Source organism: uncultured Bradyrhizobium sp., from assembly GCF_947648125.1.
GTDB lineage: Bacteria > Pseudomonadota > Alphaproteobacteria > Rhizobiales > Xanthobacteraceae > Bradyrhizobium.
This window is the reverse complement of record NZ_CANSMR010000013.1, coordinates 73,142-94,577: the sequence shown is the minus strand read 5'-3', so window position 1 is coordinate 94,577 and position 21,436 is coordinate 73,142. Positions and strand designations below refer to the sequence as shown.

The following is a 21,436-nucleotide window of genomic DNA, read 5'->3' as shown; positions in this document are numbered from 1 at the left end:
GGAGCGCGCCAGCTCCACGTCACTTTGAGAAGCTATTTCTTCTCTGCCGGCGTTGCGTTCGCAGACGTGGACGCCGAAGCAGCGAGCAGGGGCATCGTCCGCGCGCTCTCGCCGGCGTCCTCGTCGAGGAATTGCTCCACGCCCGCCTGGATCGACGATTTCGCGCTGTCGGGGCCGCGGTCGCTGAGGTCGTTGTGCTGGAATTCGGTTCTGACCACCTTGATGCCGAGTCTCGCGCAGGTCTCGTCGTCAGGCACGACGCCCGGATCGGCCTTGAACACCGGATCTCTGGAGCGGAACGACAGGATCTTGATTTTGCTGTCGGTGATGAAGGGGACGCGCAGATTGTCCAGCGTCACGACCTTCTTGACGAGGTCAGGATGCTGCTTGGCGAAGAACATCGAGATGTCGCCTCCGTTGGAGTGGCCGATCAAGGTCAGCGCGCGAAAGTTTGCGTTCGGATAGAGTTTCTTCAGCTCGTCGATCGCGTACATGATGTTGAAGGCGCCGCGATTGTATTGCATGCGGCGGCCGACATATTCCTCGCCGACCTTGGTCACCATCGGTGCATCGCTGTCGAGATCATGCTGGATGCTGACCACGAGGTAGCCGCGTGACGCGAACACATTGGTGAGGAACGAGTACTCGGTGTTCCTGACGGTGTTGCCGTGGCTCAGGATCGCGACCGGCAGCTCGATCATCTCGGCCATCGCCTGCATTTGCCGGTCGCGCCGGACCGCGACCTCGACCGTGACGTTGCGGTCGTCGCGCAGGACGTCGTGGAACGTCAGCGTCGTGTGACGGATGGCCCACCTGTCCGTCGTGAAATAGCCGGCCATCGCCACGATGCACAGGCAAAGGACAATGATGCCCCGTTTCATGTCGACCTCTGATATTGACTACGCGACCCGCGCTTCTCGCCCTGGTTTCATCGGGCATTCCGCGTGAATCGGCCTCCAGGGGCCAGGCGGGCGCTCTTGCCGCCGAATATCGGGGTAATTTTACAATCAGATGACAGCGCGACGACGGGCCACGGCGCACGACGTCGCGGGCCATTTGCGACGGTCACAAGCGGGTGAGGGGGCTGTGAGCTGACGGCGCGAGTGCTGTGGCGCCGTCAGTGGATCAGGAGATTGCGCGTCTCAGTCCTGATAGTTGTTGCCGTAGAAGCCGCGCTGCTGCTGCTGGTAGTACGATCGCGGCTGATAGGTGCCTTGCGGCGCCGCCGCGTAGCCCTGGTTGCCGTAGTATTGTTGCTGGCCATAGGCCTGCGCGTCGTAGACGCGGCGGCTTGACGGCGGCGCCGGGTAGCGTTGCGCGGTCGAGCTGCCGTCGGCCGGATAGATGTAGCCATCGTCGACGCGGGCCTGCGCCGCCGGATATTCACGCGGCTGCGGCGTCAGGACGACCGGGTCGCCGGCGGCGGCGGTGCCATACTGCTCGTCCTGCTGCGGCACGCGGCGGGCGACGGCGGTGCCGTTGCGCCCACGCGGATTGCGTGCCAGCGCGACCTGCGCCGAACCGGTCAGCGTCACCGTGGTGTTGAGCACGCCTTCCTTCTGGACCAGGGCGTAGAGCGTCGATGCGTTGTCGCGCGACAGCCGCACGCAGCCATGCGAGGCTGGCGTGCCGAGGCGGCTCACCGAGTCGGTGCCGTGGATCGCGTGCCCGATCTTGGTGAAGAAGATCGAGTGCGGCATCGGCGCGTCGTCGAATTCCTTGGAGTAGTGATCCTCTTCCATACGGAAGGCGCGGAAGGTGCCGTTCGGGGTTTCGCGCGAGGGGATGCCGCTCGAGACCGGCCAGTGATAGCGCGCGACGCCGTCGACCGCGACGGTCATCTGCTGGTTGTCCTTGTCGATGGTGATATCGACCTTGGCCTGCGCGGCGCCGGCCGTGAAAAGCATCACGGAAGTGAATGCAATGAGGAACGAACGCATTTTTTTACCTTTGGCCTCCAGGCCCGATCGCAGTAGCAGCTCTCCGTCCCCGCAACCAATATGCACGGAATCCGAATTTGGTTCCAGTCGCGGATCTCGTGCATCGTTAATCCCGCACGCGGCGCAAACAAGGCCGAAGCCGGGCTCTCCTGTCACGGCGGACTGACATTTTCGCGAGCAGGCCGCGACAACGGCCCGCTACGCAACCATTTGGCCGCATGGGCGTTTCACAATCCCGCCCCGGCGGCGCAATCCCGCCCCGGCGGCGCATTCGCGCCGCGCACCAAGGAACCAAGATGAACAACACCAAGGTTAAGACCGCGGCCGTCGTCCCAGCCGGCCTCTCGGCGCGGCTCCTGCTTGCGGCCGCAGCCCTCGCTTTGGCGCTGGTGACTGTCCCCCATGCCGGCCGTGCCCAGGGCATCGTCCGCGGGGCGCATGAAGGCGCCCATGAGGGCAACCGGGTCGCCGGTCCGGTGGGCGGTGTGGTTGGCGGAGCCGTCGGTGCTGGCGTCGGCGGCGCCATGGGCGCGGTCAAGGGCGTGTTCGGTATCCCGGATCGCGGCTACCGCCGTGGCCACCGTTGCCGCGGCTATTACCGCCACGGGCATTTTCATTGCTACTGATTGGGGAAGAACCTGTAGCCCGGATGGAGCGAAGCGAAATCCGGGGCCGGTCCTGCCAAATTGCGAGGCTGTCCCGGATTGCGCTGCGCTTCATCCGGGCTACGTGACCGACGTCAATTCTTCAGCCGGTAGCCGGTCCGGAAGATCCAGGCCACGATCACCATGCACGCGATCAGGAAACCCGCGGTCATGCCGAGGCTGAGCCCGACGCTAACATCGGCGATCTCGTAGAAGCTCCAGCGGAAGCCGGAGATCAGATAGACCACCGGATTGAACAGCGTGAGCGTGCGCCAGCCCGACGGCAGCATGTTCACTGAGTAGAAGCTGCCGCCGAGGAAGGTGAGCGGCGTCACCACCAGCATCGGGATCATCTGCAGCTTCTCGAAGCCGTCGGCCCAGATGCCGATGATGAAGCCGAACAGGCTGAAGGTGACGGCCGTCAGCACCAGGAAGGTCAGCATCCACACCGGATGCTGGATATGCAGAGGTACGAAAAGTCCCGCGGTTGCCAGGATGATCAGGCCGAGGATGATCGACTTGGTGGCGGCCGCGCCGACATAGCCGATGACGATCTCGAAATAGGAGATCGGCGCCGACAGGATCTCGTAGATCGTGCCGGCGAATTTCGGGAAGTAGATGCCGAACGAGGCGTTCGAGATGCTCTGGGTCAGCACCGACAGCATCACGAGGCCCGGCACGATGAAGGTGCCGTAGCTGACGCCCTCGACCTCGGTGATGCGCGAGCCGATCGCGGCGCCGAACACCACGAAATACAGCGAGGTCGAGACCACGGGCGAGACGATGCTCTGCAGCAGCGTGCGCCAGGTGCGCGCCATTTCGAACAGGTAAATCGCCCGGATTGCGCGGTAGTTCATGGCGCCCTCACGAGGCTGACGAAGATGTCTTCGAGGGAGCTCTGCCTGGTATCGAGATCGGAGATCCGGACGCCGGCATTGCGCAGATCGTTGAGCAGGCTGGTGATGCCGGTGCGATCGCCCTTGGTGTCGTAGTCGTAGGTCACCGCGTGCCCGTCGTCGGACAATTCGAGATTGTAGGCGGCGAGCGCAGCCGGAATGGCATCGAGCTTGTTCTGCAATTGCAGCGTCAGCTCCTTCTTGCCGAGCTTCTGCATCAAGGTCGCCTTGTCCTCGATCAGGATGATCTCACCCTTGTTGATGACGCCGATGCGGTCGGCCATCTCCTCGGCTTCCTCGATGTAATGCGTGGTCAGGATGATGGTGACGCCGGAGGCCTGCAGTGTGCGGACCACTTCCCACATCCCCTTGCGCAATTCGACGTCGACGCCGGCGGTGGGCTCGTCGAGGAACAGGATCTGCGGCTCGTGCGACAGCGCCTTGGCGATCATCACGCGGCGCTTCATGCCGCCGGACAGCGTGATGATCTTGTTGTCCTTCTTGTCCCACAGCGACAGGTCCTTGAGCACCTTCTCGATATGGTCGGGGTTCTTCGGCTTGCCGAACAGGCCGCGGCTGAAACTGACCGTCGCCCAGACCGTCTCGAAGGCATCGGTGTGCAGTTCCTGCGGAACCAGCCCGATCATCGACCGCGCCGCGCGATAATCGGCGATGATGTCGTGTCCGCCGATCGAAACGCGGCCCTCGCTTGGATTGGCGATGCCGCAGATGATGCTGATCAGCGTGGTCTTGCCGGCGCCGTTCGGCCCAAGCAGCGCGAAGATCTCGCCCTTGACGATATCGAGATTGATGCCCTTCAGCGCCTTGAAACCGGAGCCATAGGTCTTTGAAAGATTGGATACGGAAATGATCGGCGACATGGAGGATCGGCAGCGTGAGGGAAGGGCGCGCGCGGATTGGAGCCCGGGCGGGGGCGTGATGCGGGTTCAGCCCAGATATGAACGCACGGTCCGTTCTGCAATCGGTCGGCGAGGGAGAAATTTATTCTGCGGCGCGCCTTAGGGGCGCACTGCCTAAATATCAAAAACAACCCCATGCAAAGGAGCCGGCGGCTGGCGGCGGGCATTGCAATTTGACCAGTCGGGCAAATCAGCGGTACTACTTCTAGTATTCCGAAGTCGTGGAGGCGCCCTTCGCTCCGGGGCCATCGCATACGGGCGGGAGGGGACGCGGTTCCGACGCCCCGCTATTCAATCCAATCAGTGCCGCTTCGCCGGTTTCGCCGGCTTCTTGGCGGCCGCCGCCGGGGCGGGGTGCGCGGGCGGCGCGGTATCGGCGACCTTGCCGACCAGCATGATCTGCACCTGGTTGTTGACCGGCGCGTTGGGGCGGGCGGGGTCGAGCAATTGCTCTTCGCCAAGCCCGACCGACTGCAGGCGCTTCGCCGTGATCTTGAAGGTGTTGACCAGGATGTCGCGGATTGCGTCGGCGCGGCGCTGGCTCAGCAGCACGTTGTTCTCGCGCCGTCCGGTCGATTCGATGTGGCCGACGATCAGGAACGTGTACGGCAGCAGCGAAGAGTGCGTCAGCGCATCGGCGATGCGCCCGACGGACTGGTAGGAGTCCGGCAGCACGATCGGCGTGTCGACGTCGAATTGGATGTCGGCGTTGAATGTCGGCAGGTTGGTCAGGTCGGGGGCGATCGGCGGGCGCTTTTGCGGCGGCGGCTCGTTCTTCGATCGCGACCGCGATCGTTCGAGCACTTGCTGGCGCAATGCGGGGACGTCGATCGTTGCGTCCGTTTCGTAGTGATTCAGCTTGGCGATGACGTCGTCGCGCGTGATGGCGGTTTGCGCCTGAGCTGGCGCAAGCGGCATCGCCAGCAAGACCAGCGTGCCAAGCACGCCCAAAAGGCCAAGATCGCGCAAGCCTCGCGTCGTCAGGCGCATCATTGATACCCCGCGTCATTGATCGCCTGGGCGCAATTGCGGCTGAGGCCCTTGGCGCCGACGAGGCAGGGCACCGATTTGCTGGTCTCCTTGGTCGAGCCGCCGCAGACCTTGACGATCTCGCGGGTGCATACGTTGGCAACGGTCACGCGCGCCGCGATCCGCTTCTGAATCGCATCGAGGGTGGAGAAATAGCTCTCCTTGCACTGCGGCGATATCACGTCGCGGTTGCGCGACAGGCATTCCTTGAGGCGGTTGGAGTCGAGATTGACGCCGCGGCAGTTGGCGGTGATGTCGGCGCCGCAGGCCTTGGCGAGCTGCGCTGCGGAATCGCCAAAGCTGATCGTCTCTGCGACCGCCAGCGACGGCGCAGTGAGCGCGATGACAAAAAGAAAAAACCCACCCCGGACCATGGGGCCATCTCAACCCGTGAAATCAGCAATGGTCAAGGGCTACGAACAGAGAAGGCCGCCAAGGAAAGCCGCCAAGCAAGGCCGCTATGTCACGCCCGTTCCACAAAGCTGTCGACCACCTTCTTCTCGCCGGCCTTTTCGAAGGCGATGGTCAGCTTGTTGCCGTCGATCTTCACCACATGGCCGTAGCCGAATTTCTGGTGAAACACCCGGTCATCAAGCGAAAATTCCGACGTCGTGCCCGTGGACTTCGCCACCAGCTCGCCCTCGATCACCATGGGGCCGCGCTTGCTGCGGCTGAAGCTATCGGAGGAAAACGACGACTGCCGCTCCTCGAAGCCGCCGCCGCTACGCCCCCCGCCGCCGCGGTTGCGGTTGGCCTGGGCGCGCTGCCAGCCCGGGGTCGAATAGCTCGAGCCGAATGATTCGAGGTTGTCGAAGCGTGAGGCGCCATAGCCGCCGCTGCCGCCCCAGCCCGATCCGCCCTTGGATTCGGTGATCTCGACATTGTGCGCCGGCAGCTCGTCGAGGAAGCGCGACGGGATCGTGGTCGACCAGGTGCCATGGATGCGGCGGTTGGTGGCGAAATAGATTTTTGCGCGGCGGCGGGCGCGGGTCAGCCCGACATGGGCGAGGCGGCGCTCCTCCTCGAGCCCGGCGCGGCCCTGTTCGTCCAGCGTGCGCTGGCTCGGAAACAGGCCTTCCTCCCAGCCCGGCAGGAACACGTTGTCGAATTCGAGGCCCTTGGCCGAATGCAGCGTCATCAGCGACACGGCTTCGTCGCCGGCCTCGCCGTCGCGGTCCATCACCAGCGAGATATGTTCGAGAAACCCTTGCAGGTTCTCGAATTCCTCCATCGAACGCACCAGTTCCTTGAGGTTGTCCAGCCGGCCCGCGGCGTCCGCCGAGCGGTCCTTCTGCCACATCTCGGTGTAGCCGCTCTCGTCAAGCACGATCTCGGCGAGCTCGGTATGCGAGGTGACCTCGCGCTGGGTGCGCCAGCGGTCGAAATGCATGACCAGATCGCGCAACGATCCGCGCGCCTTCGGCTTCAGCTCGTCGGTCTCGACCACGGCGCGCGCCGCCTCGAACAGCGGAATGCGGCGCTTGCGGGCATGGTCGTGCAGCAGCTGCACGGTGGCATCGCCGAGCCCCCGCTTGGGCACGTTGACGATGCGCTCGAAAGCGAGATCGTCGGCCGGCGAATTGATGGTGCGCAAGTATGCCAGCGCATCGCGGATCTCGGCGCGCTCATAGAATCGCGGACCGCCGATCACGCGGTAGGGCAGGCCGAGCGTGACGAAGCGGTCTTCGAACTCGCGCATCTGGAACGAGGCACGGACCAGGATGGCGACGTTGTTGAGGTTTTCACCTGAGCGCTGCAGCTCCTCGAGCTCTTCGCCGATCGCGCGCGCTTCCTCTTCCGAATCCCAGGAGCCAGTGACGGTGACCTTCTCGCCGTCGACATCCTCGGTGCGCAGTGTCTTGCCGAGCCGGCCCTCATTGTGCGCGATCAGATGCGAGGCCGCGGCCAGGATGTGGCCGGTGGAGCGGTAATTGCGCTCGAGACGGATGACCTTGGCGCCGGGAAAATCGTGGTCGAAGCGCAGGATGTTGTCGACCTCGGCGCCGCGCCAGCCATAGATCGACTGGTCGTCGTCGCCGACGCAGCAGATGTTTTTCAGTGGGGCCGCATTCTCCGTCATTCCGGGATGCGCCGCAGGCGCAGACCCGGAATCTCGAGATGAGTCCTCACTATCTCGAGATTCCGGGTTCGCCTCGTCGAGGCGTCCCGGAATGACGGGAGAGGTGATGTCGCCCGGAATGACATCCGCGAGCGATCGCCCCGGCCGCGACGGCGCCTGCGACAGCAGCCGCAGCCACAGATACTGCGCGACGTTGGTGTCCTGATATTCGTCGACCAGGATGAACTTGAAGCGGTTCTGGTACTGCCGCAGCACGTCAGGATTTTCGCGGAACAGCCTGATGTTCTCGAGCAGGAGGTCGCCGAAATCGGCCGCGTTGAGGATCTTCAGCCGCTCCTGATAGGTCGCGTAGATCTTGCCGCCCTTGCCGTTGCCGAACGAGGCGGCTTCGCCCGCAGGCACCTGCGACGGCGACAGCCCGCGGTTCTTCCAGCTGTCGATCAGGCCGGCCAGCATCCGTGCCGGCCAGCGCTTGTCGTCGATGTTCTCGGCCTGCAGCAGTTGCTTCAGCAGCCGCACCTGGTCGTCGACGTCGAGCACCGTAAAGTTGGATTTGAGCTGCACCAACTCGGCATGGATGCGCAGGATGCGGCCGCCGATCGAGTGGAAAGTGCCGAGCCACGGCATGCCCTCGACCGCCTGGCCCAGCATCTGGCCGAGCCGCAGCTTCATCTCGCGCGCCGCCTTGTTGGTGAAGGTCACCGACAGGATTTCCTGCGGCCGCGCGCGGCCCTGGCTCAGGATATGCGCGATGCGCGTGGTGAGCACCCGGGTCTTGCCGGTGCCGGCGCCGGCAAGCACCAGCACGGGGCCGTCGAGCGTCTCGACCGCCTCGCGCTGCTCCGGATTGAGGCCGTTGAGATATTGCGGAGCGCCCGCCGCAGCCCGCGCACGCGCAGCGATGCCGCCAGCCACCGGCTGGTGCTCGGGAACGCCGTGATGGGGCAGTTTGCTCGGCTCGGTCATTGGCGAATCGTCTCGGCCCCACGATGGCACCGTGGGACGGTGAAGGGGAGCCTTCTTAACAGGGATTGAGTGGCATATAGGGCCTGATCGGCCGTTTTGACAGGTTTTATCGCGGCCGCTTGGAACGGTTTTGGCAGCAGTGCACAACCGGCCTGGTTCCTGAAATCGGCGAAAATTTCCCGGTTTCGCGCTCAGGAACCAGCGTTTCCCCGCAGGATTGTTTCAACGAATGCGGCGTCGGCTAAGCGCCCGCGCCGGGAATCGAACGAGGAAACGAAGCGAGAGGTTTGATCATGTTGAGCTGGGTCGTCACATTCCTGGTTATCGCCCTGATCGCGGGCATTCTGGGCTTCGGCGGCATCGCCGGCGCCTCGATCGAAATCGCCAAGGCGATCTTCTTCATCGCCATCATCCTGTTCCTGGTGTCGGCGGTGGTCGGACTGGCGCGCGGCCGCACAAGGGTCTAGCGAGGCAATGAAGCGAAGCAATGAGATGAGGTCGAGCCGTAGCGGCATCGAAACTGCGTTCCCTCTCCCGCTTGCGGGGGAGGGCTAGGGTGGGGGCTCTCTCCACGAGTCGCTTGGTGGTGAGAGCCCCCACCCGGATCGCATCTAACGATGCGATCCGACCTCCCCCGCAAGCGGGAGAGGTGCAGCGAGCCTGCGGCCGGACCGACTGCTGAATCTCTAACGCCATCCCACTTTGGCGCAGCGCTGATCTACTTCGAGGGCATCGCCACGTTGCGGCCGATGCCCTCGGGCCGCGGCACGCCCGCATAGCTATCCACGATCCTTTGAGCGCGGGCACGGATGTCAGGTGGAAACGGTGCCACCTTGCGCGCCTCCATGTCGATGTGCAGCGTCAGGTTTTCCGAGGTCGCGGAAAGCCAGCCCTCGGTGGCGTGGCGCAACTCCTCGAACGTGTGCAGCCGCTTTTCGTCGGCGCCGAGCAGGAAGACCGAGACCTGCACGGGATCGCCGAGATGAATCTCTCGCAAGTACCGGACGTGGCACTCGGCGGTGAAGGTCGAGCAGTGCCGTTCCTTCATATAGGCAGGCCCGATCCCGAGCTCCAGCCACATCTCGTCGATGGCGCGGTCGAACATCACATTGTAATAGGCCATGTTGAGGTGGCCGTTATAATCGATCCATTGCGGCTCGATCTGCATCACCGAGGATTTGAACGGAGCTGAAGGGAGCGGCGTCTCGCTGGCGGCAGTCACTGAAGTCATCATCCATCCCCGGTTCGTTGGCGTGCGAGCATGAACTTTTCTGTGACACCGGCGTCCACTTTTTCAAGTCAGGCTCTCTTGACCCCTTATACAAGCTTTGTCACGGTCGGCTAAATCCGGGAGGAAATTCGACGTGGCGACAACGATTTCGAGCAATGTGACGCGACCTGAGCCGGAGGCCCTGAAGCGCGCGATCGACGCGCTGGCGGCGCGGTTCGGCAACCGGCTCGTGACGTCGCAGGCGGTGCGCGAGCAGCACGCCCATACCACCACCTGGCTGCCGACCCAGCCGCCCGATGCGGTGGTGATGGCGCAGGAAACGGCCGACATCCAGGACGTGGTGCGGATCTGCGCCGCCAATCGCGTGCCCGTCATCGCGTTCGGCACCGGAACCTCGCTCGAGGGCCAGGTCAACGCGCCCGCGGGCGGCGTCTGCATCGACCTGCGCGACATGAACAAGGTGCTCGAGGTGCACGCTGAGGACCTCGACTGCGTGATCCAGCCCGGTGTGACGCGGAAGGCGCTGAACGAGCATCTGCGCGACCAGGGCCTGTTCTTCCCGATCGATCCCGGCGCCGATGCCTCGCTCGGCGGCATGACCTCGACCCGCGCCTCCGGCACCAATGCGGTGCGCTACGGCACCATGCGCGAGAACGTGCTGGCGCTGAAGGTGGTGCGCGGCGACGGCGAGATCATCACGACCGGCACGCGGGCCAAGAAGTCGTCGGCCGGTTACGACCTGACGCATCTGTTCGTCGGCGCCGAGGGCACGCTCGGCATCATCTCCGAGCTGACCATCCGCCTGCGCGGCATTCCCGACACGATCGCGGCCGCCGCCTGTTCGTTCGAGACGGTGCGCGGCGCCTGCCAGGCCACGATCCTGGCGATTCAGACCGGGATCCCGGTCGCGCGGATCGAGCTGCTCAATGCCGCGCAGGTGAAGGCCTGCAACAATTACTCAAAGCTGTCGCTGCCGGAGACGCCGCTGCTCTTGCTGGAATTCCACGGCAGCGAGGTCGAGGTCGCCGAGCAGTCGAAGAATTTCCGCGACATCGCCGCCGAGTGCGGCGGCGGCGACTTCAGCTGGACCACCAAGCCGGAAGACCGCACGAAGCTGTGGCAGGCCCGGCACGATGCCTATTGGTCGGTGAAGGCGATTCGTCCTGGCGACAGCATCGGCGTGGTCGCAACCGACGTCTGCGTGCCGATCTCGCGGCTTGCCGACTGCGTCACCGAGACCGAGGACGATCTGAAGCGGCTCAACCTGCTGTCGCCGATCGTCGGCCATGTCGGCGACGGCAATTTCCACTGCTCGCTGGTCTGCGACGTCAACAACAAGGAAGAGATGGCGCGCGGCGAGGAGTTCATGCACCGGCTCGTCGAACGGGCGCAGGCCATGGGCGGCACCTGCACCGGCGAGCACGGCATCGGCCAGGGCAAGCAGAAATATCTGAAGGCCGAGCTCGGCCCGGAGGCGCTCGACGCGATGCGGGCGCTGAAGCAGGCGCTCGATCCGCAGAATATTTTCAATCCCGGCAAGATCGTTCCTGCGGCTTAACCGATCGGATATTCCGGCCACAGGACTTTGCGATGTCGTGGTTCAGCAAGGCCAGGCGAAAGGATATCTGGGACGATCCCGTCGCGCAGCCGCTCGGCGACATCGAGGCTGCGCAGCGGATCCGTGCGATCTGCCGCGATGCGGCCAGCTGCGCCGAGGCGGTCGGCTCGCCCAACAAGCGCGCGAAGGAGAAGCAGCAGATCGAGCGCGAACGTTACGAACGTGCCGCCAAGGTCGCGATGGAGACCGCGATGAAGATCTCCGACGAGCTGGTGCGGGATTCCGCGGTGCGCGAGATCGTCAGTCTGTGCATGAAGGCCAACAACATCAAGGCCGGGCGGGCGCTGTTCCGCGCCATCCACGCGGCCTCGATCAAGGCGGAGGTGCTGAAGGAGCATCCGACGCTCGAGGGCGAGCAGGCTTGAGCTGGTCTGGCCGAGTGGAGAGCCAGTAGCCCGGATGGAGCGAAGCGAAATCCGGGACGGTTCTTCAACGTGCGCGAGAATCCCGGATTGTGCTTCGCTCCATCCGGGCTACGCAGCGACGGATCTCACCAATCGCTAGCTCTGCCCGCCGAGCGTGCGGACCGCCTCATCGACGCTGTGGAAGACGTGGTCTCTCTGCAGCACGCCGTAGAGATCGAAGCGCTCGAACGCCTCCTGGGCGCGGGAGGATTCGAGCCGCGCCACCGCCACCGTCACGCCGTCATCGCGGCATTCGCGAAACAGGTCGCGCAACGCCTGCGCCGCCGTGAAGTCGATCTCGACCATGCCGCTGGCCTCGATCACCAGCAGTTTCGGCTTGGGTGTCGCGCGGCCGATGGTCTTGAGCACGCCGCTGTGAAAACCTTCTGCGTTGAGGAACGACAACGGCGCCTGCAGGCCGACCACGGCAATGCCGGGCTTGCGCTCGCCGGCGACGTGCGGGCCGGTCGGCCACCAGATCGTGGTGCCGGGCACATGGACGAATTCCACCAGCTGGCCGCGTGTCGTGGTCCAGATGCCGTGCAGCAGCGACAACGCGATGCCGACCGCGACGCCTTGCTCGATCGGCAGCACGATGATCGCGGCTGCCGTCGCCACCACCAGCAGGAATTCGTAGAACGACTGGCGGTAGATCGCGACGATCTGCTTCACGCGGATGATGCGGAGCGCCACGAACAGCAGGACGCCGCCGAGCGCCGCATCGGGCACGTGCTGCAGCAGCGTCGCACCGAACGCCAGCAGCGCGAGCACGATGGCGGCGGCGAACAGGCCGGCAAGCTGCGTGCGGCCGCCGGTCTCCGAGACGATGCCGGTGCGCGGCGGGCTGGCATTGACCGGAAAGGCGCCGAAAAGGCCGGCGAGCAGGCTGCCGGCACCGGCGCCGAGGAAGTCGCGATCGACGTCGGCCGGCTTGTCCGGATCTGACAGGAACGAGCGCGTCGTCGCCGCGGTCTGCACCATGACCACGATCGAGATCAGGATCGCCAGCGACAACAGTTTGATCCATCGCTCCGGAGCGATGACCGGAAGCGATGGCGTCGGCAGCGACCCGGGCACGGTGCCGACCACCTTGACGCCCTTGCTTTCGAGCTGGCCGGCGATCACGGCGATAGTGGCCACCACAAGGCCGATCAGTGCGCCCGGAATCCGCGCGCTGATCTTCTCCGATCCGGCAACCAGCGCCAGCACGCCGAGGCCGATCGCCAGCGTGTAGGCATTGGTCTGGCCGATCTTCTCAGTGAGGACCCCGAGCTTGTAGAGCGTCGGCCCGTCCGGCGTGGTCAGGCCGAGCACACCCGGCAATTGCGAGACCAGGATGTGGACGGAGATGCCGGCGAGGAAGCCGACCGTCACCGGCGTCGACAGCAGATTGGCGATCCAGCCGAGCTTGAACAGGCCGCCGGCGATCATGATCGCGCCGACCATCAGCGCCAGCGCCATCGCCAGCGACTGATAATCGGGCGAGCCAGCGGTCGCCATCAGCGCCAGGCCGGCCGCGAAGATCGGCGTGATGGTGGAGTCGGCGCCGCAGGACAGGAAGCGGTTGGCGCCGAACATCGCAAAGCCGAGCGAGCCGGCCATGAAGGCGAAGAAGCCGATCTGCGGCGAGAAGCCGCCGAGCCGCGCGGTCGCCATCTGCTCGGGGATCGCGATTGCGGCGAGCGTCAACCCGGCGATCAGATCTCCGGGCAAGTCGCCCGGCCGGAACGCCCTCAGCGAGCGGAAGATCGGCCAGTTGGCGCGTGTCTGATGAACGTCGGCCATCGGTCTCCCGTGAGGATTGCGGCGATTCCCCGATAGTCCGACATCGCGCCGGCAAAATCCAGCAGAGTTGGGCCGTGTGCAGCCGCGAAGCGGTCGCTATCCCGCGCGCGCTTCGGTGATCGCCTTGCGAATATCCGCCAGCGGCGCGCGATCGTCGAATTCGACGCTCTCGCCCTGAAGCCTAACGCCGAGGTCGCGCCACAGCGCGGCGAGATCAGGTGTCACGGGCTTCGATCCCCACTCGTCGTGCAGCCGCGTCAGCACGTCGACGCCGACCGCCTTGTCGGCGGTCGAGAGCACCCGCGCGATCGGCCAGTCCTTCTCGTGATTGCCACCGGCGGCGAGCACGCCGCGCATCGCGTCCTGCAGGCCGAATTTGTTGCCGGTCCGTTTGCGGATCTCGACATCGGCGAACAGGCAGAACATCGCGCCGCCCCAGTATTTCCGGCCCCAGGTGTCGGTATTGTCGAGGCCCGCGTCGCCGGCCTGCGGCAGGCCCTTGGGCATGTCGCGCAGCATCGCCAGCCAGATCTCCCGCGCCGTGAGATCGCCGGCCTGCACCCGCGCGACCGGCTCGACATAGACCGCGAGCCCTTCCGACAGCCAGGCGTAGCGGTCGTCGAGATCGGGCAGGGCGGTGTGCACCATCTCGTGCACGATCACCCAGTCGCGCTTGAGATCGTCGACGCCCGCGTCGCGGCCGATCGGCAGCCGGATCGCGGCGCCGCGATAGCCCCATGTGGTGCCGCCGCGAACGCGCGAACCGTCGACCGGCACGATCAGCAGCCGCAACGAGCTGACGGGAAACCGGCCGTAATAGATCGAGACCGCGCGGGCGCACGCCTTGATCCAGTCGAATATTTTTTCCTTCGGCAGCGCCATATCGCCGGGAGCGAACCCGACATGAATGGTGGCGCCGGCGACGTCGAGATCGGTCTTGGGCAACCGGTCGAAGGCGTCGTAAGGCATGCCTTCGCCGCGCATGAACTCGGACTGCGCCTCGACGTGGCACGATGCGATGCCGATCAGGATCGCCGCGACCAGCATCGCGGCGGCGATCACGCGATAGGTCGGGATGCTCCTCATCGCGGTGTGCCGCGCCGCCGTGGCATGGCGTTCTCGCCAAGGGCCGCGGTCACCTGATCGGAGAGATCGTCGAGAATCGCCGCGAGCAGCGCCTCGCCCTTGGCTGATGTCGCGAGCGTCGGATCGCCGTAACTGCCGGAGCGGCTGTAGTTCGGCGAAGTGCGGTCCGACGGCGTCAGGCGGCCGGGCGCCTCGCGCCGCAGGGCGGGGCTGGCTTCGGCGCGTGCCGGATCGACTACGTCCGGAGCCAGCGCTAGCATCAGGGACGTCTCCAGTTCGTCGGCATGGCTGCCATGGCGTTGCTCGGAGAGCTGCTCGGCCGTGCGGCGGAAGCGCGGGCCCTGGTAGAGCCGCAGATGCCTCACCCGGCCCGGTTCGAAGCCCGCCAGCGCGCGTTCGACCGGAGCGAGCGTGCTGATCCCCGTGTTGAGCACGAACAATCTGTTGACGCCGCCGCCGAGGATGCCGGCAGCGATCTCATGCACCATGGCTTCGAACGTTGCTGCCGACAGGCTGGCGCTACCGGCATATTCGACGAAAGCGGGGTAGTGACCGTAGGTGACGGTTGGCCAGATCAGCGCGTCGATGCGTTCGGCGAGATGCGCCGCAAACCACTCGGCCTGCAGGCGGTCGGTGTTGAGCGGCAAATGGAAACCGTGCTGCTTGGCGGCGGCGCCGATCGGCAGGATCGCCGGTCGCTCAGCCCCAATTCGCCGCGCGACCTCGTCCCAGGTGAGGCGTTCGATGAAATGGCTGACGATGTCGGCGCCCATGCCGCGGGCCCTCTATTTGCGGATGGATGCCGCTGTCAGAAGCCCCGCCGTGATCCAGCCATGCAGATAGCCGGCGCCGCGCGCTGCGGCGTTGTCGGGATCATCATAGGTCGCGAGCATCTCGCAGAGCACGCCGAACGGAACGCCATCAGAGGCTTCATCCCACATCATCGCTTCCTCAGTCGGCAGCTCGCGGAACATCGGCGTGGTGTCCTGGCGCCAGATCAGGAGGCGGGCGGGTTCGACGAGCGCCTCCGCCTCGGGCGGCGTCTCGTCGTTCTTCAATGCCATCCAGATTGCGGCCGCATTGGTCGACAGGTCGACCCTCGCAGCGCTCGGATGCGGCTGGAACACCAGATCGTTCCACTGCTCGGGTGCGAAACCGGCCATCGCCTCCAGCGCGAGCACGGCGCCCTCGGCGGCGTCGAACGCGTCGTTGAGCGCCTTCTCCAGCGCGGCGAGGTCGGCGAGCACCGGATGGTTGCTGTACGGTGCGGTGGCCTTCAGGAAATCCGGCAATCCCTGCGAGAACCAGCGCAGGTTCGGATGCTCGGACGGCCGTGCCTTGACGTAGGCATGGCCCATCTCGTCGAACATCTCGTCGCCGAGAAATTGATGCAGCAGCTCGTGGTCGTTGCGCATCGCCTCGACCAGCCGCGAGCCGTAGGCATGGCGATAGACGCCGAACAGCGTCGCGCGCGTCTCCTTGGGGCTGTCGAGGATTTCGGTCAAGATGCCCTCGTCGCCGGTGAGGATGGCGTGCTGAAACTCGCTCTGCTGGCGCGCGAAGTCGCTCATGCCGCCGGCGCGCCTGCGGGTAGCACCTGCCCGGCGATCTCGCGGGTCCGCTCGACCTCGCGCAGCAATTCGTCGAGCGGCGGGATGTTGTCGTCGCGCTCGATCATGGTCGAGACGCGTCCGAACCGTTTCAACGCCGCGACATAGAGGTCCCAGACATCCTCGCACACCGGATGGTCGTGCGTGTCGATGATGTGGGTGCCCATATGGCTGTGGCCTGCCATGTGAAATTGCACCACGCGATCGGCTGGAATGCCGTTGAGGAAGGCCATCGGATCGTAGCCGTGGTTGAAAGCGCTGACATAGACATTGTTGATGTCGAACAGCAGCCAACAGCCGGAGCGGCGCGACAGTTCGGAGAGGAATTCCCACTCCGTCATCTCGGAATTGTTGAACTGCACATAGGTCGAGACATTCTCGAGCACGATGGCGCGGCCGAGGAAATCCTGCACCAGCTGCACCCGGCTCACGACGTGATCGAGCGCCTCCTGCGTGTAGGGGATCGGCAGCAGATCGTGCAGGTTCTTGCCGTGCACACCGGTCCAGCACAGATGGTCGGACACCCATTTAGGCTGCACGCGCGCCGCGAGGTCCTTCAGGCTTTGCAGATAGTCGAAATTCGGCGGCGCGGTGGAGGCGATCGACAGCGAGACGCCGTGCATCACCACGGGATAGCGCGCGCAGATTCGGTCGAGGATGCGCAGCGGCTGGCCGCCCGGCAGCATGTAGTTCTCGCTGATCACCTCGAACCAGTCGATCGGCGGATTTCCGTTCAGGATCTCGTCGTAGTGTTGGGCACGCAGGCCGAGGCCGAAGCCGAGGAACGGCGGCTTGGCTGATTGCAGCGGGCGCTCTGCGAGCACCGACTTGTCCGGTGATCGGCTCGCGACGTTCATGGCGGCTCCGCGCTTCTGGCGCCAGGGTCGTGGCGCCCAACTTCAAAAAACTATCATGGAAACGAGGCCCGGCCTACACCGGGCCCCGCTTGGTCCGATCCGTTCACCCGGCCTTGAACTTGCCCTTCGCCGCGGTGCAGTCGGCCTTCGTCATCTGCGCAAAGCCCTGGCCCTTGCAGGCATTCTGACCTTTGCAGGCGTGATTGCCGCCCTTGCAGGCGCTCTGGCCCTTGCAGGCATTGGCGCCGACGCATTTGCCTTCGCTCGCAGCGTAGGACTGCGTCGACACCACGGCTCCGGCCAGGAAAAGCGTGGCGGCGGCGGCGGCAAGTGTGGCACCGGACTTGGTTGTAAGCTTCATGAGCGTCTCCTTGTGCAAGATGGTTGAAGGTGCGCCGCCTGCAAACCGTGTGAGTTGGCCGAAGGCTGCACCCAAAGATAGCTACGGATCTGGTCGGCTTTGGTTACCCATGCCGGGATCATTTATCCACGCCTTGGCGTGAAAAGGCCCGGCGCCGTCGCCGGGCCCCTCGTGAGACGATGCGATCAGCCCTTGACGAACTTGCCGCCCATCGCGTTGCACTGCTTTTCCGAGCTCAGCGAGAAGCCGGTGCCCTTGCAGGCGTTCAGGCCCTTGCAGGAATTGGCGCCGCCCTTGCAGGCGCTCTGGCCCTTGCAGGCGTTGCCGGCCATGCACTTGCCCATGGCGGCATTCGCGGGCGTCGAGGTGGTCGAAACCACCGAGCCGGCGAGGAACAGGGTGGCCGCAGCGACGGCGAGCGTTGCGCCGGACTTCGAATTCAACTTCATGACGATCTCCTCGGTGATTGTTTGAAGGCAAAAAAACATGGCGCCGTGAGCATCCTTCGATCGTTCGATCCCGGACCGCACAACGGATGGACATTCGGAGAACAATCAGATCGCAGGGGCGTCCGCGGCGCGGTGCTTCCCGCGATTTGAGTGCTCGTCCAAGATCAGCTACGGGGTATCAGGCGATTTGGTTACAGCGCTTCAAAAGAAAATTTTGTCTGGGCCGGGTCTGACGCCCGGTCCATGTCAAACACCGTCGGCCGGAGAGTATTTCATTGCGCCGAGCCGATCGGTTTGCTGCGTTGCACAGTTTGCATTTTAATCAGTTTTGTGCCGCGCGCGCCGGCTTCAGCTTCGCCATCTGCGCCACGTTCGCCTGCAATTCCTCGGCGCTGAACGCAGGGAACGAGCAGATGCGGTTGCTGCAGGCAAAGGCCGCGGGCTCGCCGAGGTCGGGGTAGTCGACGTCCGGGTTGGGCAGCTTGCCCTCGCGCAGGTCGAGCCATTCGAGCCGCTTGTAGCGGGCGGGCAGGGCGCGGGCGATCGTATGCAGGCGTTGCGCGCGAGCGTCGTCCTTGTGTCCGACGATCGTGACATGCGTCGGCTCGGTGGCCAGTTCCTCGTCGGCGAGCAGCACGCCGGGCATCGGCCGCGGCATCTCGCTCGAAGCCGCACCGAGATAGCGCATCGCATGCGCGGCCAGTTCACGGGTGCCGTCGCTGCCGACATAGCGATTGAGCATGTTCATGAAGCGCGCGACCTGGATCTGGTCGTCGATCAGCTTGGCGGGCCTCGCGAACACGCCGGCCTGCCCTTCCGACGTCTTCGAGGTGAAGAAGCCGCCGGCCTCGTCGCGGAACGTCGCGGCGAAGTCGCCGGCTCGCACCGCCGACATCAGCCAGTCGCGATTGCCGGTCGCGGCGTAGAGATCGAGCAGGGCCTGTCCCATCGCGACGGTGTCGCCGAGGAAGGGGCCGCCGCGATCCTTGTCGCCATGGCGGAAGCCGCCGTCCGGCAGCGCGCGATTGGTGAGCACCCATTTCGCGGCGCGCTCGGCGATCGCCAGCGCCTTCGGATCGGCGCTCGCGTCGTAATAGGCCACGAGGCCGGAGATCGCCCAGCCGTTCTCGCGCGCATAGAGGTTCTTGTCGACGCGAGGCAGGCCGAGCTTGCGGCGCGCGGCATCATCAAGCCCATAATAAGCGTGGCCGTCGACCTCGTGATCGAGATCGGCGTCTTGGCTGACGTAGAAGGCGCCGTCGGGGCTCAGCAGGAAATCCGTCAGGTAACGTTCGACGTTGCGCGCGGCCGCGAGATATTTCGCCTCCTTCCACTGCACATAGGCCTGACTGTACTGCCGCAGATATTGCGACTGGAACGAGATGATCTTCTCGAAATGCGGATGGCTCCAGGAGCCGCCTTCCGAATACTGGAACACGCCGCCCCACACCGGATCGATCAGCGCGATCGCGGCATCGAGGGTCTGCCTTGCGCGCCTCGTTGCCGTGGTGTCGCCGGCTTCGGCTCGGCTGATCGCAAGGTCGAGGCTGTCGGCGTCGATATATTTCTGGTTCTCGCCCCAGCCGCCGAGCTTGTCGTCGTAGGATTCGTCGAACGTCCTGGTCAGCTCGGTGCGTTGCGCCTTGCCGAGAAAGGCCGAGGTGGCGGGCTTGATCTCGAACGCCTCGCCGACCGACGGGCCCGGCGAGGGATCGTCGATGATGGCCTTGAGCAGTGCCTGCATCCGCTCCGGCTCGATATAGCCCCTGATCTTGGCGATCTCGCTGCCGTCGGGCGCGAACACGATGGTCGCGGGCCAGCCCCAGTCGCCGTAGCGGCTCGAGAGATCCGGATTGGCGTCCTGGTCGACGCGGACCGGGAGATACTTCGCCACAAGCAGCTCCTGTACCTTGGGGTCGGCGTAGGTCGTCTTCTCCATCACGTGGCACCAGTGGCACCACGCCGCCTCGAGATCGAGGATGACGAACCGCTTCTCGGTCGCGGCGCGCGTGAACAGATCGTGGCTCCAGTCGCTCCATGCCGGGGCGTCCGCCGCAAGTGAGGGCTGTGCGCTCAACGCCATGAGGATTGCGATGCTGCGGACAAGTCTCATGGCGCGCTCCCGGAGGCGAGGGTCGTTTCAGCTACGGGGCCGCCGGGATCGGGGCTCGCCATGTCACGGCATTGTGAGCCGGCCTTCCGGGCTGATCTCAGGTCGGCGCCTTCTGGCCCTCGGTCGCGTTGACCAGCAGGCGGTCCAGCGAGGCGGCGCCGGGACCTGCGATCGCAAGCCACATGAAGGCGGCGAAGTAGGTCGCTTCCTCGAACCCGAGCAGCGTCTCCAGCGAATCGACGTCGCCCCATTTGGCCGACTTGATCGCGACGATCATCACCACCGCGAGCATCGCAGCCGGGATGCGGGTGAACAGGCCGAGGATCAGCATCGCGCCGCCGAAGCATTCGACGCCGGACACGAAGGGGGTGAGGATGGTCGGGAACGGAATGCCCCAGCCGGCGAAGTTCTCGGTGACCTGGGCGAGGTTGGTGAGCTTGCCCCAGCCGGCCAGCATGAAGGTGTAGCCAACGATGATCCGCATGATCAGCGGCCCGGCCCAGGAAAAATGCGCGGCGATCCGCGCCGGCAGCAGAATCAGCAGGTTGACGATGAAATTCATGCGAAACCCTCCCAATATTCCGCCACGCAGCCTGCGCCGGTGTCCGGTGCGAACGCAAAGGCACGAGCCAGAAGCTACGGCTGCGTCATGGTGGGAGTTTCGCCGGGGAGGCGGGCTTGTTACGGGCGCTAGCCGATATTTTGCAGCGCCGGGAAGGTTTCCAGCAGCCAGACGCTGACACCGGACACCGCGCCAGTCAGGAAGCCGATGCCGGTGACCACCATCAGCACGCCCATCACGCGCTCGACGGTGTCGAGATGGCGCTTCATCCGCGCGAACACCGAGGAGAACTGCTTGACCATGAAGGCGGCGAGCAGGAAGGGGATGCCGAGCCCGGCCGAATACACCGCGAGCAGGCCGGCGCCCTTGGTCACCGTGGCCTCCGCGGCCGCAATCGAGAGGATCGCGGCCAGGATCGGTCCGATGCAGGGCGTCCAGCCGAAGGCGAACGCCAGCCCCATGACATAGGCGCCCCACAGCCCGACCGGCTTGGGCGCGGTCAGCCGCCCCTCGCGCATCAACAGGCCGATCCGGGTGATGCCGAGGAAGTGCAGCCCCATGATGATGATGACGATGCCGGCCAGGATCGAGAGCTCGGCCGACCAGGCGCGCACCAGCCCGCCGACGATCGAGGCGCTGGCGCCGAGCGCCACGAACACGGTCGAGAAGCCGAGCACGAACATCAGCGCCGCCGTCATCACCGCGCGCTTGGAGGCCGCAGTGGCGCCGTCCTGGTTGACCTGCTCGATGGTCGCACCGGTCAGGTAGATCAGATAGGGCGGCACCAGCGGCAGCACGCAGGGCGACAGGAAGCTGACTAGACCGGCGATCAAGGCGGCCGGGATCGTGACGTCGTGCATCAAGGAACCTTCGAAGATAGCTGTC

The 21,436-nt window shown here is 65.0% G+C and carries 22 protein-coding genes; 4 read left to right on the top strand and 18 right to left on the bottom strand.

The window, feature by feature from the left end; all coding sequences use genetic code 11:
- Nucleotides 1-32: 32 nt before the first annotated feature.
- Nucleotides 33-881 (bottom strand): alpha/beta hydrolase, encoded by an 849-nt coding sequence (locus Q0030_RS22710; RefSeq protein ID WP_298371875.1) that lies wholly within the window; start codon nt 879-881, stop codon nt 33-35.
- A gap of 261 nt (nt 882-1,142) precedes the next feature.
- Complete coding sequence (locus Q0030_RS22705) at nt 1,143-1,940, bottom strand: L,D-transpeptidase (protein WP_298371873.1); 798 nt, start codon at nt 1,938-1,940, stop codon at nt 1,143-1,145.
- Nucleotides 1,941-2,236: 296 nt separating this feature from the next.
- Here Q0030_RS22705 and Q0030_RS22700 point away from each other — a divergent pair, with 296 nt between their 5' ends.
- Nucleotides 2,237-2,566: a hypothetical protein gene (locus Q0030_RS22700; RefSeq protein WP_298371871.1), complete on the top strand. Its 330-nt coding sequence runs from the start codon at nt 2,237-2,239 to the stop codon at nt 2,564-2,566.
- 113 nt (nt 2,567-2,679) lie between these two features.
- On the opposite strand, the gene Q0030_RS22695 is transcribed toward Q0030_RS22700, so the two are convergent.
- The 5 genes from Q0030_RS22695 to Q0030_RS22675 all read right to left on the bottom strand — a co-directional run bounded on the left by Q0030_RS22695 (nt 2,680) and on the right by Q0030_RS22675 (nt 8,475).
- Nucleotides 2,680-3,441, bottom strand: coding sequence for an ABC transporter permease (locus Q0030_RS22695; protein ID WP_097674556.1), 762 nt, complete (start codon nt 3,439-3,441; stop codon nt 2,680-2,682).
- Complete coding sequence (locus Q0030_RS22690; RefSeq protein ID WP_298371869.1) at nt 3,438-4,361, bottom strand: ABC transporter ATP-binding protein; 924 nt, start codon at nt 4,359-4,361, stop codon at nt 3,438-3,440. Before Q0030_RS22690 ends, Q0030_RS22695 begins: the two co-directional genes overlap by 4 nt.
- A gap of 339 nt (nt 4,362-4,700) precedes the next feature.
- On the bottom strand, nt 4,701-5,393 hold the full coding sequence (locus tag Q0030_RS22685; RefSeq protein WP_298371867.1) for an OmpA family protein: 693 nt from the start codon (nt 5,391-5,393) through the stop codon (nt 4,701-4,703).
- Complete coding sequence (locus Q0030_RS22680; RefSeq protein ID WP_229166772.1) at nt 5,390-5,803, bottom strand: hypothetical protein; 414 nt, start codon at nt 5,801-5,803, stop codon at nt 5,390-5,392. The genes Q0030_RS22685 and Q0030_RS22680 overlap by 4 nt, the downstream gene beginning before the upstream one ends.
- Nucleotides 5,804-5,892: 89 nt before the next feature.
- Nucleotides 5,893-8,475 (bottom strand): UvrD-helicase domain-containing protein, encoded by a 2,583-nt coding sequence (locus tag Q0030_RS22675; RefSeq protein WP_298371865.1) that lies wholly within the window; start codon nt 8,473-8,475, stop codon nt 5,893-5,895.
- A gap of 293 nt (nt 8,476-8,768) precedes the next feature.
- Here Q0030_RS22675 and Q0030_RS22670 point away from each other — a divergent pair, with 293 nt between their 5' ends.
- Nucleotides 8,769-8,942, top strand: a complete 174-nt coding sequence (locus Q0030_RS22670) for a DUF1328 domain-containing protein (RefSeq protein WP_021077209.1) — start codon at nt 8,769-8,771, stop codon at nt 8,940-8,942.
- 251 nt (nt 8,943-9,193) lie between these two features.
- Here the strand turns inward: Q0030_RS22670 and Q0030_RS22665 are convergent, their stop codons facing one another.
- Nucleotides 9,194-9,709 carry a thioesterase family protein gene (locus tag Q0030_RS22665; RefSeq protein WP_298371861.1) on the bottom strand — a complete coding sequence of 172 codons (516 nt, stop codon included), beginning with the start codon at nt 9,707-9,709 and terminating at the stop codon, nt 9,194-9,196.
- A gap of 130 nt (nt 9,710-9,839) precedes the next feature.
- Between Q0030_RS22665 and Q0030_RS22660 the strand changes: the two genes are divergently transcribed.
- The gene (locus tag Q0030_RS22660) at nt 9,840-11,264 is read left to right on the top strand and encodes an FAD-linked oxidase C-terminal domain-containing protein (RefSeq protein WP_298371859.1); all 1,425 of its coding nucleotides are present in this window, start codon (nt 9,840-9,842) and stop codon (nt 11,262-11,264) included.
- A 32-nt stretch (nt 11,265-11,296) separates the two neighbouring features.
- The gene (locus Q0030_RS22655) at nt 11,297-11,689 is read left to right on the top strand and encodes a hypothetical protein (protein WP_298371857.1); all 393 of its coding nucleotides are present in this window, start codon (nt 11,297-11,299) and stop codon (nt 11,687-11,689) included.
- 135 nt (nt 11,690-11,824) lie between these two features.
- On the opposite strand, the gene Q0030_RS22650 is transcribed toward Q0030_RS22655, so the two are convergent.
- The 10 genes from Q0030_RS22650 to Q0030_RS22605 all read right to left on the bottom strand — a co-directional run bounded on the left by Q0030_RS22650 (nt 11,825) and on the right by Q0030_RS22605 (nt 21,411).
- A complete protein-coding gene (locus tag Q0030_RS22650) occupies nt 11,825-13,513 on the bottom strand; it encodes a SulP family inorganic anion transporter (RefSeq protein WP_298371856.1) in 1,689 nt (562 codons plus the stop codon).
- A gap of 96 nt (nt 13,514-13,609) precedes the next feature.
- Entirely contained in the window at nt 13,610-14,599 is a 990-nt protein-coding gene (locus Q0030_RS22645; RefSeq protein WP_298371854.1) for a hypothetical protein, read from the bottom strand.
- Nucleotides 14,596-15,372, bottom strand: a complete 777-nt coding sequence (locus Q0030_RS22640; RefSeq protein ID WP_298371852.1) for a creatininase family protein — start codon at nt 15,370-15,372, stop codon at nt 14,596-14,598. The genes Q0030_RS22645 and Q0030_RS22640 overlap by 4 nt, the downstream gene beginning before the upstream one ends.
- 12 nt (nt 15,373-15,384) lie before the next feature.
- A complete protein-coding gene (locus tag Q0030_RS22635; RefSeq protein ID WP_298371850.1) occupies nt 15,385-16,170 on the bottom strand; it encodes a DNA-binding domain-containing protein in 786 nt (261 codons plus the stop codon).
- Nucleotides 16,167-17,066 carry a DUF692 domain-containing protein gene (locus Q0030_RS22630; protein ID WP_298371849.1) on the bottom strand — a complete coding sequence of 300 codons (900 nt, stop codon included), beginning with the start codon at nt 17,064-17,066 and terminating at the stop codon, nt 16,167-16,169. Before Q0030_RS22630 ends, Q0030_RS22635 begins: the two co-directional genes overlap by 4 nt.
- Before the next feature lie 103 nt (nt 17,067-17,169).
- On the bottom strand, nt 17,170-17,427 hold the full coding sequence (locus Q0030_RS22625; protein ID WP_298371848.1) for a hypothetical protein: 258 nt from the start codon (nt 17,425-17,427) through the stop codon (nt 17,170-17,172).
- A gap of 185 nt (nt 17,428-17,612) precedes the next feature.
- Complete coding sequence (locus Q0030_RS22620) at nt 17,613-17,876, bottom strand: hypothetical protein (RefSeq protein ID WP_298371846.1); 264 nt, start codon at nt 17,874-17,876, stop codon at nt 17,613-17,615.
- Nucleotides 17,877-18,198: 322 nt separating this feature from the next.
- Complete coding sequence (locus Q0030_RS22615; protein ID WP_298371844.1) at nt 18,199-19,989, bottom strand: DUF255 domain-containing protein; 1,791 nt, start codon at nt 19,987-19,989, stop codon at nt 18,199-18,201.
- 97 nt (nt 19,990-20,086) lie between these two features.
- The gene (locus tag Q0030_RS22610; RefSeq protein ID WP_298371842.1) at nt 20,087-20,551 is read right to left on the bottom strand and encodes a DoxX family protein; all 465 of its coding nucleotides are present in this window, start codon (nt 20,549-20,551) and stop codon (nt 20,087-20,089) included.
- 128 nt (nt 20,552-20,679) lie between these two features.
- Nucleotides 20,680-21,411, bottom strand: coding sequence for a cytochrome c biogenesis protein CcdA (locus Q0030_RS22605; protein ID WP_229166761.1), 732 nt, complete (start codon nt 21,409-21,411; stop codon nt 20,680-20,682).
- Nucleotides 21,412-21,436: the final 25 nt, after the last annotated feature.

Coding starts and splice junctions, on each gene's coding strand:
- Q0030_RS22710 (WP_298371875.1), bottom strand. CDS start 881: ATGAAACGGGGCATCATTGTCCTTTGCCTGTGCATCGTGGCGATGGCC.
- Q0030_RS22615 (WP_298371844.1), bottom strand. CDS start 19,989: ATGAGACTTGTCCGCAGCATCGCAATCCTCATGGCGTTGAGCGCACAG.
- Q0030_RS22640 (WP_298371852.1), bottom strand. CDS start 15,372: ATGGGCGCCGACATCGTCAGCCATTTCATCGAACGCCTCACCTGGGAC.
- Q0030_RS22695 (WP_097674556.1), bottom strand. CDS start 3,441: ATGAACTACCGCGCAATCCGGGCGATTTACCTGTTCGAAATGGCGCGC.
- Q0030_RS22610 (WP_298371842.1), bottom strand. CDS start 20,551: ATGAATTTCATCGTCAACCTGCTGATTCTGCTGCCGGCGCGGATCGCC.
- Q0030_RS22665 (WP_298371861.1), bottom strand. CDS start 9,709: ATGATGACTTCAGTGACTGCCGCCAGCGAGACGCCGCTCCCTTCAGCT.
- Q0030_RS22620 (WP_298371846.1), bottom strand. CDS start 17,876: ATGAAGTTGAATTCGAAGTCCGGCGCAACGCTCGCCGTCGCTGCGGCC.
- Q0030_RS22690 (WP_298371869.1), bottom strand. CDS start 4,361: ATGTCGCCGATCATTTCCGTATCCAATCTTTCAAAGACCTATGGCTCC.
- Q0030_RS22625 (WP_298371848.1), bottom strand. CDS start 17,427: ATGAAGCTTACAACCAAGTCCGGTGCCACACTTGCCGCCGCCGCCGCC.
- Q0030_RS22700 (WP_298371871.1), top strand. CDS start 2,237: ATGAACAACACCAAGGTTAAGACCGCGGCCGTCGTCCCAGCCGGCCTC.
- Q0030_RS22630 (WP_298371849.1), bottom strand. CDS start 17,066: ATGAACGTCGCGAGCCGATCACCGGACAAGTCGGTGCTCGCAGAGCGC.
- Q0030_RS22650 (WP_298371856.1), bottom strand. CDS start 13,513: ATGGCCGACGTTCATCAGACACGCGCCAACTGGCCGATCTTCCGCTCG.
- Q0030_RS22655 (WP_298371857.1), top strand. CDS start 11,297: ATGTCGTGGTTCAGCAAGGCCAGGCGAAAGGATATCTGGGACGATCCC.
- Q0030_RS22680 (WP_229166772.1), bottom strand. CDS start 5,803: ATGGTCCGGGGTGGGTTTTTTCTTTTTGTCATCGCGCTCACTGCGCCG.
- Q0030_RS22705 (WP_298371873.1), bottom strand. CDS start 1,940: ATGCGTTCGTTCCTCATTGCATTCACTTCCGTGATGCTTTTCACGGCC.
- Q0030_RS22675 (WP_298371865.1), bottom strand. CDS start 8,475: ATGACCGAGCCGAGCAAACTGCCCCATCACGGCGTTCCCGAGCACCAG.
- Q0030_RS22645 (WP_298371854.1), bottom strand. CDS start 14,599: ATGAGGAGCATCCCGACCTATCGCGTGATCGCCGCCGCGATGCTGGTC.
- Q0030_RS22635 (WP_298371850.1), bottom strand. CDS start 16,170: ATGAGCGACTTCGCGCGCCAGCAGAGCGAGTTTCAGCACGCCATCCTC.
- Q0030_RS22685 (WP_298371867.1), bottom strand. CDS start 5,393: ATGATGCGCCTGACGACGCGAGGCTTGCGCGATCTTGGCCTTTTGGGC.
- Q0030_RS22670 (WP_021077209.1), top strand. CDS start 8,769: ATGTTGAGCTGGGTCGTCACATTCCTGGTTATCGCCCTGATCGCGGGC.
- Q0030_RS22605 (WP_229166761.1), bottom strand. CDS start 21,411: ATGCACGACGTCACGATCCCGGCCGCCTTGATCGCCGGTCTAGTCAGC.